We start from the raw sequence: 13,679 nt of genomic DNA, 5'->3' as shown, positions 1-13,679 counted from the left end.
ATTGAGACAAATCAATAATAACTAGAGGAGTGCTTGTAATCGTTGTTGTAAGGTATCCAGACCAAAAATAGCGATCGCTTGTTTTCGCAACCATTGTCCATCACAACGCTGGTCATTCCCTGTGAGAATTTCTCCACAAGCAGCCGCTACAGCCTTGGGGTCGCGGTGCGGTACTCGCCATCCTAGTTTACCATCTTGCAAGGGGTCAGCTGAACCGTCGTCATCACCAGATAGCACTGGTACTCCGCAAGCCATCGCTTCTAAATACACAATACCAAAGCCTTCTTGGGAGGGCATAATATAAGCATCAGCCAAGCGATAATGTGCGATCAATTGCTCTGTAGGTACAAAACCAGCAAAAACAACCCGCTCGCTCACACCTAAATCTTGTGCTAGTTGGGCTAATCTTGGTTGGTCATCGCCACGACCAATGACCAAATATTTTACTTGTGGAAAAACTTCAGCTATTTGTGGTAAAGCGCGAATCGTCACATCGACACCTTTGTAAATATCCCCTGACCATAACCGCGCCACGGTCATTAACACTTTGGCATCAGTTAAACCGTACTTTTCAACTAATTCTGGTTGTTTCGGCCCAGGGATAAATTTATCGCCATCAATAGCGCAGGGAAGCATCTCCACCATATTAGGATCTAGACCGTTGGCAGCGCAAGCGCGATCGCGGCTATAGCGACTAATTGTCCAAATCTTGGATGCACAAATCAGCGCGTCTCGTTCTCTTTTTTTGAGCGGTTCCCAAACTTCTTTACCATAAGTCAGGACTGTATAAGGAATTCCCAAGGGCTGACAAAGGCTTTGGATCAAGACTGCTAGATTAATGTGACCGCAAAAAACCTGTTGCGGACGTTCTTGCAAAAGACACTTGAGCAGCGCTGCTACCATTTTCACTCTTCCCACATGGGGAGATTGAGCTTTATAGCTATAAAATTTTAAATTTTCGCACTCCAAAGGATGGATGTCCTCTGGACTGTCCCTCAGCACCAAAACTTTGGCTTTATGACCTGTATTCAAACTTCCGTAAGCACGAAAAATATCTTTAACGTAGGATTGAATCCCCCCTTCATGTGCCAGAATTTCTAAGAATACAAAGACATGATCAGTTTTTTGAGCCAATTTGTGACCTGATTTTAGCTGTTCCTTGAGCTTAGAGGTGAGCATTTTTGTCTATCCTCGCTGAGGGCTGATAGCAGGTGTTGTCATACCACTTTGTAACCGCTGCAAATCAGTTAGTACCATTTTTTCTAAAAGTTGTTCAAAGCTGACTTGGGTTTGCCAACCGAGTTTATTTTTGGCTTTACTAGGGTTAGCTACAAGTTGAAAATGTTCATCAGGTCGCAGTAAGCTAGTGTTGATGACTACATATTGACGCCAATCTAGCCCTACACAATCAAAGGCTGCGGCTACTAAATCTCGGACACTGTGTAGTTTTCCTGTACCGATGACATATTCTTCTGGTTCATCAACTTGTAACATGCGCCACATTGCTTCTACATAATCTCCTGCAAAACCCCAATCTCGTTTGGCGTCCAAGTTACCGATTTCTAAGGTGTTAGTTAAACCCAATTTAATCGATGCAGCGGCTAAGGAAATTTTGCGTGTCACAAATTGTGGTGGACGTAGAGGAGATTCATGATTGTACAAAATACCGCTACAAGCGAATAAACCATAGCGCTGTCGGTGATGCACCATTGTCCAATGAGCATGTAATTTAGCTGCTGCGTAAGGATTCTTGGGACGAAAGGGCGTATTTTCGTCTTGAGGAGAGCAAGAAACATCTCCAAACATTTCCGAACTACTAGCTTGATAAAACCGTGTAGACAAACCGACTTGTCGCACTGCTTCCAAAAATCGCGTAGCGGTACCAGTAATCAAATCGAGGGTTCCCAGGGGGTCTTTCCAGGAGTCGGGGACAAAACTAGGAGCCGCCAAATTATAAATTTCTTGGGGACGTAGTTGTTCAACTGCAGTCAACAGGGCTGTACTGTCTTTCAAATCAACTGTATAAATTTCTACTTTGTCTGCAAGACTTCCTAGTTTCGCTAGATTCGGTTCTCGATGCGGTGGTATTAACCCGACAACTCTGTAATTTCGGTTGAGGAGCAAATGACTCAGATAGTAGCCGTCTTGGCCTGTTATTCCCGTAATCAGGGCTGTCTTAGTCATAATCTTGTCCTTTTCTCTTTCAGCACTGGATGGCGCTTGTTGGTAAGTAAAAGGTTTGCGAGACTAATCCCACACCTGATGAGTAATGCCGCAAAAATACTTAAATTGCCCAACATCGCGGCTAAATTCTAACAAAGGATTCTCAGTAACTCGAATGCTATTTTTACTTGATTAAATTTAGTTTTTTATACAAAAAATAATGTAATTCTTTACGAGAAATTAACTAATTTTCAGCAAGCCACAGGGTCAGGGGATGCTTGATTGTTACTGTTGACCCTCTGAGGCATATTTGACTATAAGTAAACAATTTCTATCGTCTGCACCGCGTTCGTAAGCAACACGGTCAGCCAAGCGTCTGAGCAGAAACCAACCGTAACCGCCTACTTGTAGAGTACCTGGTGTTGGTTCAGCGATCGCATCGGGGTTAAAAGGTTTTCCATAATCCCAGATTTTTACTTCTAGTCTATTAACCCACAAACTCACCTCAATTTCTATGCTCGTTTCCGGAGGTAAAGCGTGATGAGCATGACGGACTGCATTGGTAAAACCTTCTGCCAATGCTAGATTGAGGGCATAAAGTTGCTTTTGTGACCAGCCGACTTGTGCTAGGTGTTTCAGACAAAACTGCTCGAACCATTGCTGTACACGGTTTAGCTGTTTGAGTTCGCTGTTCACCGTCAGATGGTCTTGCTGCACCATGCTAAGCATTGACCTTGACTTCAATAATAGGTAAGTGATGTGTGATGGAAAATTGCTTATATTTGTAACTATTTGAAGGTTTGAGGTTTTGTAACCTTTGTTTGTCCAAAACTAAATATCCCAGATCCAATCTTAATATTACTAAAATTGACGCCTGTTGATTATTCTCAACAGCACTTCTAAAAGAAAGTATGAGCAGCACCTGATACTACTCATAACTTTAGCATGTGCTCTTGAAACTAACAGGCGTCAAGTGCTCTATGGAGACTGATTTAGAATAGCCCCAAGGTCAGAGATTTATCTAGTGGTAATGCAGCACCAATACCTAGCCACAGAGTAACAATTGTGCCAAATAAGAATACTGTGGTGGCAACTGGACGACGGAAAGGATTTTGGAACTTATTGACGTTCTCGATAAAGGGCACGAGAATCAGTCCCAAAGGTACTGAAGCCATTGCCAATACTCCTAGGAGTTTGTTAGGCAGCGATCGCAAAATCTGGAAAACTGGGTACAAGTACCACTCTGGCAAAATTTCTAGTGGTGTAGCGAAAGGATTAGCTGGCTCGCCTGTTAAAGCTGGGTCTAGGACTGCTAGAGCCACGATGCACGCGAATGAGCCCATGATGACGATGGGAAACACGTACAATAGGTCATTAGGCCAGGCGGGTTCGCCGTAGTAGTTATGGCCCATGCCTTTCGCCAGTTTAGCTCTTAATAGAGGATCGCTAAGATCAGGTTTTTTTTGTGTTGCCATTGTTTATGGTGCGCTCCTGCTTGAGTTTGAGTTTAGGCATTTTATGAAAGCTGTTAGCCATCTCTTGCTGACACACAGACGCTGTTGCAAAATCTTTTGGTTAGCTGGGTGGGATATGCTGACAGCTTTCAGTTGAGATAGAAGTTTTTGCTGTTTTGTCGCTTATGAATTGTTTATTTCTCAATTTCCTAAGTTTAAAACAAACAACTCTATCTTGGAAATGCCGCTTTAGCCTTTTTCGGCTGGGGTTGACATTACAAGGGGCCGGAAATTCCTTGTTTGCGGATCATCAAGAAGTGGAATAGCATGAAGACCGCTATTAACCAGGGGAGTACAAATGTGTGGGCGCTGTAATAACGAGTCAGTGTTGCTTGTCCAACACTGGAACCACCGCGCAACAAATCGGAGATTAAAACGCCGACTACAGGGATTGCTTCTGGTACGCCGCTGACGATTTTCACCGCCCAGTAGCCTACTTGATCCCAAGGTAGAGAGTAGCCTGTTACACCAAAGGAAACGGTGATTACGGCTAAGATCACACCGCTGACCCAGGTCAATTCGCGGGGCTTTTTGAAGCCGCCTGTCAGGTAAACACGGAAGACGTGCAAAATCATCATCAGCACCATCATGCTGGCAGACCAGCGGTGGATGGAGCGAATTAGCCAGCCGAAGTTCACGTCAGTCATGATGTACTGTACGGAGGTGTATGCTTCGGCGACTGTTGGCCTGTAGTAGAACGTCATGGCAAATCCAGTGGCAAACTGGATGAGAAAGCAAACTAGGGTAATGCCACCCAGACAGTAGAAGATGTTGACATGGGGAGGGACGTACTTGCTAGTGACATCCTCAGCGAGGGCCTGAATTTCCAAGCGTTCCTCAAACCAGTCGTAAACGTTGGCCATACAATCTTAAGTTCCTAAGAATCGGTTGCGGTTGATCAGTTCACCGGAGTTCTGAACAGCGGTAGCTGCTGCTGAGACTTCTATCCCAATTGATGGTTTTGGGATTTTAGCAAAGAGGCGTTGTGTTCCTTGCTGGTGAGGTTCCAGAGTGAGAAGAAGTTTAATAAACTTAACACTCTGTAAACATTTTATGTATTGCGTTCTCTTTGCAACCCAACACTAAAAAGGTGGACACAAAGTAGATCTTATCGTTTGTTGAGTGGGATGCAATGGAATCAGTTGACTTAACAACTTGATAAGACCAATGCACTACTTCTATAAAAAAAGTAACATAATCGAGAGATAGATTTCATCAAAAACAAAGCAACTCGGCAGTTCTAGACAATTTGGGTTGAAGTGGAATTCACAATGGGCTTGTTCATGCACAAACAATTTTGGCGGCTAGGATTTTCGTTGTTAATGGCATTTTGGTTGGGGCTGGGAGCATTGGTGTCGCCGGCTGCGGCTTTGACGACAGAACAAAAGCTGGTTTCAGAAGTATGGCGAATTGTCAATCGTACTTATCTAGATGAGACGTTTAATCATCAAAACTGGGCTGCGGTGAGGCAAAAAACGTTGTCAGCTTCTTTTGACAACAATCAAGCAGCTTATCAAGCAATTCAAAAGATGCTCAAGAGCTTGGATGATCCTTTCACTCGCTTTTTAGATCCGGAACAGTACCGCAGTTTGCAGGTGAATACTTCTGGAGAATTGACGGGTGTGGGCTTGCAAATTGCGCTGAATTCCCAAACAGGTAAGTTAGAGGTGATTACACCAATAGCAGGTTCGCCGGCAGATAAAGCCGGGATTAGACCGCGCGATCGCATTGTTAAAATTGAGGGGATAGCTACACAAAATCTGACTCTTGATGAAGCTGCAGCTAGGATGCGCGGGCCTATCGGTAGTTTTGTAACTTTGTTGATTGAACGGGATGGAGAGGGAGAAAGAGAAGTGAGGGTGACACGCGATCGCATTGCTCTAAATCCTGTAGTAGCAGAGTTGCGTTCTTCCCCGGATAATCAGCCTGTGGGTTACATTCGGCTGAATCAATTTAGCGCCAATGCGGCAATGGAATTAGCTCACGCTATTACTAATCTAGAAAAAAAAGGTGCTGCTGGCTATATTCTCGATTTGCGAAATAATCCTGGTGGGCTGTTACAAGCTGGAGTGGAAATTGCTCGCTTCTGGTTGGATTCAGGAACTATAGTTTACACTGTGAACCGACAAGGAATTGAGGGCAGTTTTGAAGCCTTTGGGCCTGCACTCACACAAGACCCGTTGGTTGTTTTAGTCAATCAAGGAACCGCGAGTGCTAGCGAGATTCTGGCTGGTGCATTGCAAGATAACGGTCGCGCTCAGTTGGTAGGTGAAACTACTTTTGGTAAGGGTTTAATTCAATCTTTATTTGAATTATCTGATGGTTCTGGTTTGGCGGTGACAATTGCTAAATATGAAACCCCTAAACACCGAGATATTAACAAGTTAGGTATTAAGCCAGACAAAGTGATTGCCCAAGAAGCAATTACCCGTGAACAAATTGCTACCAATGCCGATCAACAATATCAAGCGGCGATGGAGTTGTTGACAGGAAAATCGGCAGGATGAAGGATGAAATAAAGAAACTTGTACGGTAACTGCAGCTTTTTAAGATTAATGACACAGACCCTAGTGGTCTGTCCCATTAATTTTGATGAGTTCGTAGTCAGCACTTTAGTGCTTTCAAATTCGGGGACTTTAGTCCTCACTACAAACACATTTATTTACTCAGATTTAAGGCGATGAACCAGTAGTTACACAAAATTAAATTCATTGGTGGAGAAAGGGAATAAGGAATAGCAAAAAAATTGTGTAATTAATTCTGTTTAGTTACCTTATAGTGTTTGACAGGAGTAATGTGTGTTAAAAATTTTTACTCAACTCGATTATTTGCTCAAAGAAACTTTCCTGGGGTTACTGCGGGGGGGTTGGATGAATTGGGCAGCAGTGAGTACTGTAACGGTGCTACTGTTCCTATGTGGGTTGAGTTTGCAGACATCTTGGCAAGTAGAAAAGTTGCTCAATCAGTTCGGTAATCAATTGCAGGTTTCAGTTTATCTGGATGGGAGGACAGAGGCGGAAACTATTGCGCCACTGGTAGCAAAAATGCCAGAGGTCGTGGAATTGCAAACGATTCCTAAACAGGAAGCTTGGACTAAGTTAGTTCAAGAATTGAGAATTGCTGATGTTGAGAGTGCTACTTTACAGTTAGGGGAAAATCCGCTGGTGGATGAGTTGCAGGTGAAAGCTAGCAACTCTCAGGCTGTACCCACTTTAGCCACCCAGTTAGCAAAGTTACCAGGAGTCGAGGTAGTGCAGTATGTGGATGAAGCCGTTAAACAGGTAGCCCAATTGCATCAAGGCTGGAAGTGGGTAACTTTGACCATAACAATCATTTTGACTTTAACAGCGATCGCTGTGACAAATACCACCATCCGTTTGATTGTCATGGCGCGACGCCAGGAAATCGAAATTATGCAGCTTGTTGGTGCTACTTCTACTTGGATTTACTTACCTTTTATTTTGCAAGGTATCGCTTTTGGCTTAGTTGGTGGAGCGATCGCTTGGAGTTTGCTCTGTGTGATTCAACAGTTTCTCAATCAAATGCTGGTCAACCAACCAGAATTTATCCAATTTATTACTAATGGCTTACAACTCACCACTGCACAAATCTTATTATTACCACTGATTCTCTTAGGTTTTGGTGCAGGTGTAGGATTAATGGGGAGCTTACTTGCTGTTCGCCGTTTTGCCAAATAGTTCTAATTCAGGGGAATAGGGATTAGGGACTAGGGAACAGGGAATGAACAGGTAGGGGCGAACGGTTGTTCGCCCGTACGGGTATACCTTACCGTTCGCCCGTACGGGTATACCTTACTGTCCCCTCTCCCAAAGGAAGTTGATCTAGTCTGAATTTCTGAATTACGCATAACAAATTACTATGAAATCTCAATGGGAATGTTTTCTGCAAAATATCGGTACCTGGGAAGGTTCGTTTACTTTGTTTTCGCCTCAAGGTGAATTGCTCAACGATGTTCCTAGTCGTTTGACACTAGAAAAGTTGCATGAACAGCAACAAATCCGCCTGACTTTGTGTCGTGAAGGGCAAAAGGATGTTGTTTTAGAGTATACATCTATCAGTGGTGGCGGGATTCAGTTTTTTGAAAGCGGCGCCTTTTGTCAAGGTTCAGTGCAATTAGCCCCTTTTACCATATTTGGTGCAGAATTGGCATTAATTCATGAAAATCGCCGTTCCCGTCTGGTGCAAATTTTTGAGAAAAATGGTCAGCTAGACAGAGTTACTTTAATTAGAGAACATTTAGCTGGAACTGATAAAGTAGAAACCCCACCCTTGCAGATTGATGACTTGTTGGGAGAATGGCGAGGTGAAGCCACTACAATATATCCCGATTGGCGATCGCCACAGACTTATTCTACAAACCTCCAACTAAAATTAGACCAGTCAGGGCGATTAATTCAAAGTTTGAGTTTTAGCGATCGTACAATTACCTCAACCGGCACAATCAAAGGTGCAACAATTATTTTTGAGGAAAATTCGCCCAACCCAGTGCAAATTTTACTCTTACCTAGCGGCGCTTCTGCAACTTCACCCTTACAAATCCAGCCCCGTCAACCTTTATTTTTAGAAGCAGGTTGGTTAATTCAACCAAATCTGCGCCAGCGCATGATTCGCAACTATAACGAAAAAGGCGAATGGGTGAGTTTAACTTTGGTGACGGAACAAAAGGTGTAATCAATTGAAGAGTGCTAGTTTTAAAGGTTTGGATGACTTCAGAAACCGAATTTTAGAACTTATCGATTACTTTAATAAAACAATCGCTAAACCTTTTAAGTGCCCTTATAAAGGTAAAGTCCTGGCTATCTATCCGTAAAGGGATGAGAAAATTAAAAAGTAGTATCACCGTAGGTGAAATCTGCGAAAATAGCCGTTTACTACCTAAAACATACATTAATCACCAGAAAATTTAATGAGCGAAACACAAACATATGAGTACGCAGAAGTATTTTTAACAGGAGAAAATAATCCTATTATTGTGTTGCAAAATTTGCTTCAAGAAGGTGTTATTTCTGATTATATTCTTTATCAAGATCGGGACGAAGTGCGTATTGCTGGTAATGTGTTATTTAAGGTATCAGTAACCTTAGATGCAGTCTTATTAGAAGATACAGAAAAAAAGTTGTCATTACCTATTAGCGATCCATTAAAACAAATAGAATCCTTATTAGCGTCTTTACCAATTGTAGATTGGACGGCTTACGGCTATATTGCTTTTGATATAATTCGCTTCTACTCAAGCTATTCTAAAGCAATTCAACAACCACTTTTATGTTTTATTGTACCAGAAATCGAAATTCACATTACTAGAGAAAAAATAAAAATTAAAAGCATAAAATCCCTAGATAAAATCAAAAAATTGTTATCAGTCAATAACCAATTAACAGATTTAGTTTCAACACCTATATCAATCAATTTTACTGATAAAGAGCGAGAAGATTATCAACATAAAGTAGATGTTCTGATTCAAGCTATTCAAGCTGGTAAGTTACAAAAAGCCATACTTTCTCATTCTGTAAAGATAAAAGGAGATCTGGACGTTCTTAAAACCTATATAGCGGGAACGAAAGTTAATAACTCTGCCCGTTCATATTGTCTAAATATAGGAGATGTACGTGCTGTAGGCTTTAGTCCCGAAATATTGATGCAAATAGACAATCAAGGATTTGTTATTACCAATCCGTTGGCTGGTACACGGCGACGTGGTGAAAATTCGCACCGAAATATTTGAAGAATTAGGTTTAAGCAACATCTCTTTTGTGACCCACACTAATATGGCATCATATGATTTTTTTATGTGGGTTTGTCATGGAATTTTAGAGCAAGCGATTAACCAAAAAGTTATATCAGAATCAGACTTAAATCAATGGGTAAATCAGTTAAAAAAAATGCACGAAGAAGGGCATTTTTTAGCAGGTTTTCCAGGGTTTATTGTTACGGGAATAAAGAGTTAATACTAGGGTTTGACTAGTGGGGCGCTCTTTTCTGACTTAGGTATATTTTTTAGTATCGGTTCAGGAGGTGACACAACTGACAAACAAAGAAGTGATAGACCGTCACCTCCCTATCCCTAATCTACTAATGACCTTGTGTAACTAATACACTAACTGCTGCAGCTAAAGATGTTCCACACCAAGGACAGCCTTCTTGCAGTTTCTCCACGGGAGAAATTTTATGACATTTAGGACACTCCAAACCATAAACCCCTGGTGATGATACAGGAGGTGTGGGTGGGTGGGGGTGGAGTATACGGGGCGTTGGTGGGTGGGGGTGATGTATACGGGGCGTTGGCGGTTTGGTCGGGGCTATAATCGTTTCTGGAAAACTGTTGATTGCTACAGCAGTGACTTTAAGTTCCATTTGTCCCAGATAAATCACACTACCCTGTTTTAAAGGCACTTCTCCCTGAAACAGTTGTTGTCCATCTATTAGAGGTGGATTTGGTTGGCGTAGGTTTCTAATATAAAATTTTTGTTGATCGGCATGAAAAAATATTTCCACGTGTAGTCCAGATACTGTGCGATCGCTTAAAACAATATCACACTGCTGAGGATCTCGACCAATGCGGACTGTACCGGGATTTTTGCTTGATTGTTTCTCAGAAATCTGCTGAGTGTAATCTTGCCCTGCATCGTGCCACTGTAAAGTTAGTGCGTTCATTGTTCTAACTTAGTAACTCTTTTTTAGCTACTTCAACTCCTATCTGTGCGATTCCTAACACGATTGAGCAGTAGCAGGCAAGTATTTAAAAAAAAATTCCCACAAAACAACATCGAGAATCCCCTGACAGCAGAGTGTCAACCAACCACTTCACCCCCCATAGTTCTTGCAGACGCAATCTTATCTGCTATGCGCGTAGTTTCTGGCAATCGATATTTTGGCGTGCAACGGAGTACATAGTCAATTGCCGTGGTAAGACTGATGCGATGACCACTGGAGACATATAGAGGTTTGACACCAGTGCGCGATCGCAAAACTGCACCTATAGTTTCACCTTGATGTATTAATGGTTGCCAACTACCCTTAATTTCTGGTAACTCTTGATGCTTACCAATTAGCAAAGATTTTGCCACACCAATTGTAGTCATATCCAGGATGACACCCAGATGACTAGCTATACCCAATCTGCGAGGATGAGCAATCCCTTGACCGTCACACAGAATCATCTCTGGTATGATTTTTATCTTTTCTAGAGCATCAAGCACAGCCGGAATTTCTCTAAAAGAGAGAAACCCCGGAATATAAGGAAAACTGGTAGGACGATAAGCGACGCTCGTTTCCACCAATTGCAAATCAGGAAAACTCAGCACCGCCACAGCTGCACGGCTAATCGTACCATTCTCTGCAAAACCCATATCAACTCCAGCGACATATTTGATAGGTAATTGCAGTTTGTCTTCTATAATCACCTGATGGCGTAACTCTTCTTGAATAGCTATTGCTTCCTCTAAAGTTTGAGGCCAGGGATGATGTGGCTGAAGTTTCATTTGACTCTTAACAACCTCAATAAAAAATATGATTCTTGCGTCAGGTTTCTCGTTTTATGATGATACATTTCATTGAGGTTAGGGGCTAGGAGCTAGGGGCTAGACGCTAGCTAAATGATAATTCTTAAATCCGTTTAGTATAGCTGTTGCACGATGCAATTAACTCAGTCCCAAGTCGAATATAATTAAATTGTTGATTGGTTTAGGATATTGGCGTGTTCTAGGCCTTAGCAACACTTTGCTAACTCATAGTTTTTGTATCTATGAAAATTGCTAAACGTTAGATTGAAATAATTCTTAATTTACAACAAATATCTGTGGTTAGATTAATGTTATGCTAGTAAATAAAATAATTAAAAAGACATAATACCCAGCTAATTCGTAATTTTAAAAATTATATTTTTTAGGTTTTATCGGTGAAAATTAAGCAACTAACCGACAATTAAACCGTCCTGAACTCGGATAATTCTGTGAGTTTGAGCCGCGATATCTGGCTCATGGGTAACGATGACGATGGTAATTCCTTGCTGATTTAGTTCTGTGAGCAAGTTCATTACTTCTTGGGAAGTTTCTGTGTCTAAGGCTCCTGTGGGTTCGTCTGCTAAAACTAATGCGGGACGGTTGACTAAAGCGCGGGCGATCGCTACTCTTTGTTGTTGTCCACCAGAAAGTTGACTGGGACGATTAGCAATCCGCTCTTTTAATCCTACTCTTTCTAAAGCTTCTAGCGCTCTTTGTCGGCGTTTTGGCTTAGGTAAATTGGCATAAATCATTGGTAACATGACATTTTCTAACGCTGTAGCTCGCGCCAAAAGATTAAATTGTTGGAAGACAAAACCAATTCTTTGATTACGGATATAAGCTAATTCATCGTCATCAAAAGTAGTCAGGTTTCTCCCCTCTAAAACGTATTGTCCACTGGTGGGGCGGTCTAAACAGCCGACAATGTTCATCAGTGTAGATTTACCTGAACCTGACGCACCCATAATGGAAACATATTCGCCTTCTTCTACAGATAATTGAATTCCTTTGAGGATGGGAACATTAACTTCTCCCAAGCGGTAGGTTTTAGTAATAGATTCCATCCAAATCATTGTTGTCATAGTAATTAAGTAGTTGGACAAAATTAAATTTATTTGTGGAGGGAGGGAACAGAAAAATAATGTGTGTAATTAATTTTGTTTAGGTACTTATTTAGTCGCTTCTTAAAGCCGTGATTGGATCTAATTTAGCTGCATTGCGTGCAGGAATTACCCCCGCCATTAAACCCACAGTTAATGACAGTCCTAAGCCAGCAATAACTGATAGAATAGAAATTACAAAGGGAAATTTAAAAATATTAGCTGCCGCAAAAGCTAACACAACTCCTGTTACCATCCCAATACCACCACCAATAATAGAAATGACGATCGCTTCTGCTAAAAATTGATTTAAAATTGCTGATTTGGTGGCTCCTACGGCTTTGCGAATGCCAATTTCTCTCGTACGTTCGACAACAGAAACTAACATAATATTGGCAATACCTATACCGCCAACGACTAAAGAAATGCCAGCGATCGCTACTACCATAATCGTAAATAAACCCACAACATTTGTAAATGTGCTCACAATATCTGCTTGGTTAGTCAAACGGAAATCATCAGCTTGTGGTGGATAAATGTTATGTCGGAGACGCAACAAATTTGTCACTTGAAATTGAGCCGCTTCTAACTTTTCTGCATCACTAGCTTTTACTAAAATTCCACTCACAGAAATCCCCGCTAAGGCGTTATTTCCTACTAGTCGCCCCGACATACTAGTGAGGGGAATAAAAATTTGGTCATCTCTATCTATCGGCCCTTGAGCACCTTTAGGCTCCATCACCCCAATGACTTCATAACCTTCCCCTTGAATGCGAATTCTTTCGCCGATGACATTGCTACTTCGTCCAAAAAGTGTCGCTTTCACTGTAGGGCCGAGAATAGCTACCTGAGCAGAGGTATCTAACTCCTCTTGAGTGAAAAATCTCCCTTCTTGAGGATAAGTATTCCTGGCGTCCGGGTAATTTAAATCTGTGCCATAAACAGTTGTGGATGTGTTTTGTCCGTCGTAAACTACTTGGGCATTGCGTTGTAGATAAGCTGAAACCATGTCTACAGATGGGGCTTGTGTGGCGATCGCTTTTGCATCTTCCCAGGTTAAAGTGCTACTAGAACCCACTCCCTGACGCACATTTCCGCTTCTAGCTGCGCCGGCTAAAACTTGCAATACATTTGTACCTAATGCTTGGATTTGTTGTTCCACGCCCTTTTGCACTCCCTGACCCACGGAAGTAATCGCAATCACTGAGGAAATCCCAATAATCACGCCCAGCATGGTTAAACCTGTGCGTAGTTTGTTACTCCACAGGGTTTCCACCGCCATTGATAAAATTTCCCAAATGGGGACGGTACGAGTGTTTTTGGTTTTATGAAAACTTTTAAACATAATTTGTTTTTTCAATGCAAATACACGCACGGTA

14 protein-coding genes are annotated in these 13,679 nt (G+C 41.9%); 5 read left to right on the top strand and 9 right to left on the bottom strand.

Features of this window, described 5'->3' with window-relative positions; translation table 11 throughout:
- Window positions 1–21 precede the first annotated feature (21 nt).
- From MIC7126_RS0111120 to petB, 5 genes are all read right to left on the bottom strand, one after another.
- Window positions 22–1,179, bottom strand: a complete 1,158-nt coding sequence (locus MIC7126_RS0111120; protein WP_017653219.1) for a glycosyltransferase family 4 protein — start codon at window positions 1,177–1,179, stop codon at window positions 22–24.
- A gap of 6 nt (window positions 1,180–1,185) precedes the next feature.
- On the bottom strand, window positions 1,186–2,184 hold the full coding sequence (locus MIC7126_RS0111115) for a GDP-mannose 4,6-dehydratase (protein WP_017653218.1): 999 nt from the start codon (window positions 2,182–2,184) through the stop codon (window positions 1,186–1,188).
- Window positions 2,185–2,448: 264 nt separating this feature from the next.
- Window positions 2,449–2,892, bottom strand: coding sequence for an ATP-binding protein (locus MIC7126_RS0111110; protein WP_026100176.1), 444 nt, complete (start codon window positions 2,890–2,892; stop codon window positions 2,449–2,451).
- A 263-nt stretch (window positions 2,893–3,155) separates the two neighbouring features.
- Entirely contained in the window at window positions 3,156–3,638 is a 483-nt protein-coding gene (gene petD / locus MIC7126_RS0111105; RefSeq protein ID WP_017653216.1) for a cytochrome b6-f complex subunit IV, read from the bottom strand.
- A 254-nt stretch (window positions 3,639–3,892) separates the two neighbouring features.
- Window positions 3,893–4,540, bottom strand: a complete 648-nt coding sequence (petB, locus tag MIC7126_RS0111100; RefSeq protein ID WP_017653215.1) for a cytochrome b6 — start codon at window positions 4,538–4,540, stop codon at window positions 3,893–3,895.
- 408 nt (window positions 4,541–4,948) lie between these two features.
- On the opposite strand from petB, the gene ctpA reads away from it, so the two are divergent.
- From ctpA to MIC7126_RS28620, 5 genes are all read left to right on the top strand, one after another.
- Window positions 4,949–6,184 (top strand): carboxyl-terminal processing protease CtpA, encoded by a 1,236-nt coding sequence (gene ctpA, locus MIC7126_RS0111095; protein WP_017653214.1) that lies wholly within the window; start codon window positions 4,949–4,951, stop codon window positions 6,182–6,184.
- 291 nt (window positions 6,185–6,475) lie between these two features.
- Window positions 6,476–7,375, top strand: coding sequence for a cell division protein FtsX (locus MIC7126_RS0111090; protein ID WP_017653213.1), 900 nt, complete (start codon window positions 6,476–6,478; stop codon window positions 7,373–7,375).
- Window positions 7,376–7,556: 181 nt separating this feature from the next.
- Window positions 7,557–8,369 (top strand): DUF3598 family protein, encoded by an 813-nt coding sequence (locus tag MIC7126_RS0111085; RefSeq protein ID WP_017653212.1) that lies wholly within the window; start codon window positions 7,557–7,559, stop codon window positions 8,367–8,369.
- A gap of 235 nt (window positions 8,370–8,604) precedes the next feature.
- Window positions 8,605–9,423, top strand: a complete 819-nt coding sequence (locus MIC7126_RS27460) for a chorismate-binding protein (protein WP_017653211.1) — start codon at window positions 8,605–8,607, stop codon at window positions 9,421–9,423.
- Window positions 9,398–9,646 carry a hypothetical protein gene (locus MIC7126_RS28620; protein ID WP_017653210.1) on the top strand — a complete coding sequence of 83 codons (249 nt, stop codon included), beginning with the start codon at window positions 9,398–9,400 and terminating at the stop codon, window positions 9,644–9,646. The genes MIC7126_RS27460 and MIC7126_RS28620 overlap by 26 nt, the downstream gene beginning before the upstream one ends.
- A gap of 124 nt (window positions 9,647–9,770) precedes the next feature.
- Here the strand turns inward: MIC7126_RS28620 and MIC7126_RS0111070 are convergent, their stop codons facing one another.
- The 4 genes from MIC7126_RS0111070 to MIC7126_RS0111055 form a co-directional block, all read right to left on the bottom strand.
- Window positions 9,771–10,352: an FHA domain-containing protein gene (locus MIC7126_RS0111070; RefSeq protein WP_017653209.1), complete on the bottom strand. Its 582-nt coding sequence runs from the start codon at window positions 10,350–10,352 to the stop codon at window positions 9,771–9,773.
- A 137-nt stretch (window positions 10,353–10,489) separates the two neighbouring features.
- Window positions 10,490–11,179, bottom strand: coding sequence for a deoxyribonuclease V (gene nfi, locus MIC7126_RS0111065; RefSeq protein ID WP_017653208.1), 690 nt, complete (start codon window positions 11,177–11,179; stop codon window positions 10,490–10,492).
- Window positions 11,180–11,610: 431 nt separating this feature from the next.
- Window positions 11,611–12,282 carry an ABC transporter ATP-binding protein gene (locus MIC7126_RS0111060; protein WP_017653207.1) on the bottom strand — a complete coding sequence of 224 codons (672 nt, stop codon included), beginning with the start codon at window positions 12,280–12,282 and terminating at the stop codon, window positions 11,611–11,613.
- Between the two features lie 91 nt (window positions 12,283–12,373).
- Window positions 12,374–13,645: an ABC transporter permease gene (locus MIC7126_RS0111055; protein ID WP_017653206.1), complete on the bottom strand. Its 1,272-nt coding sequence runs from the start codon at window positions 13,643–13,645 to the stop codon at window positions 12,374–12,376.
- Window positions 13,646–13,679 lie beyond the last annotated feature (34 nt).

Origin of the sequence: Fortiea contorta PCC 7126 (assembly GCF_000332295.1) — a bacterium.
Taxonomy (GTDB): Bacteria; Cyanobacteriota; Cyanobacteriia; order Cyanobacteriales; family Nostocaceae; genus Fortiea; species Fortiea contorta.
The sequence above is the reverse complement of the archived record's forward strand: the minus strand, read 5'-3'. Positions and strand labels throughout refer to the sequence as shown.

Coding starts and splice junctions, on each gene's coding strand:
- MIC7126_RS0111120 (WP_017653219.1), bottom strand. CDS start 1,179: ATGCTCACCTCTAAGCTCAAGGAACAGCTAAAATCAGGTCACAAATTG.
- MIC7126_RS0111115 (WP_017653218.1), bottom strand. CDS start 2,184: ATGACTAAGACAGCCCTGATTACGGGAATAACAGGCCAAGACGGCTAC.
- MIC7126_RS0111110 (WP_026100176.1), bottom strand. CDS start 2,892: ATGCTTAGCATGGTGCAGCAAGACCATCTGACGGTGAACAGCGAACTC.
- petD (WP_017653216.1), bottom strand. CDS start 3,638: ATGGCAACACAAAAAAAACCTGATCTTAGCGATCCTCTATTAAGAGCT.
- petB (WP_017653215.1), bottom strand. CDS start 4,540: ATGGCCAACGTTTACGACTGGTTTGAGGAACGCTTGGAAATTCAGGCC.
- ctpA (WP_017653214.1), top strand. CDS start 4,949: ATGGGCTTGTTCATGCACAAACAATTTTGGCGGCTAGGATTTTCGTTG.
- MIC7126_RS0111085 (WP_017653212.1), top strand. CDS start 7,557: ATGAAATCTCAATGGGAATGTTTTCTGCAAAATATCGGTACCTGGGAA.
- MIC7126_RS27460 (WP_017653211.1), top strand. CDS start 8,605: ATGAGCGAAACACAAACATATGAGTACGCAGAAGTATTTTTAACAGGA.
- MIC7126_RS0111070 (WP_017653209.1), bottom strand. CDS start 10,352: ATGAACGCACTAACTTTACAGTGGCACGATGCAGGGCAAGATTACACT.
- nfi (WP_017653208.1), bottom strand. CDS start 11,179: ATGAAACTTCAGCCACATCATCCCTGGCCTCAAACTTTAGAGGAAGCA.
- MIC7126_RS0111060 (WP_017653207.1), bottom strand. CDS start 12,282: ATGACAACAATGATTTGGATGGAATCTATTACTAAAACCTACCGCTTG.
- MIC7126_RS0111055 (WP_017653206.1), bottom strand. CDS start 13,645: ATGTTTAAAAGTTTTCATAAAACCAAAAACACTCGTACCGTCCCCATT.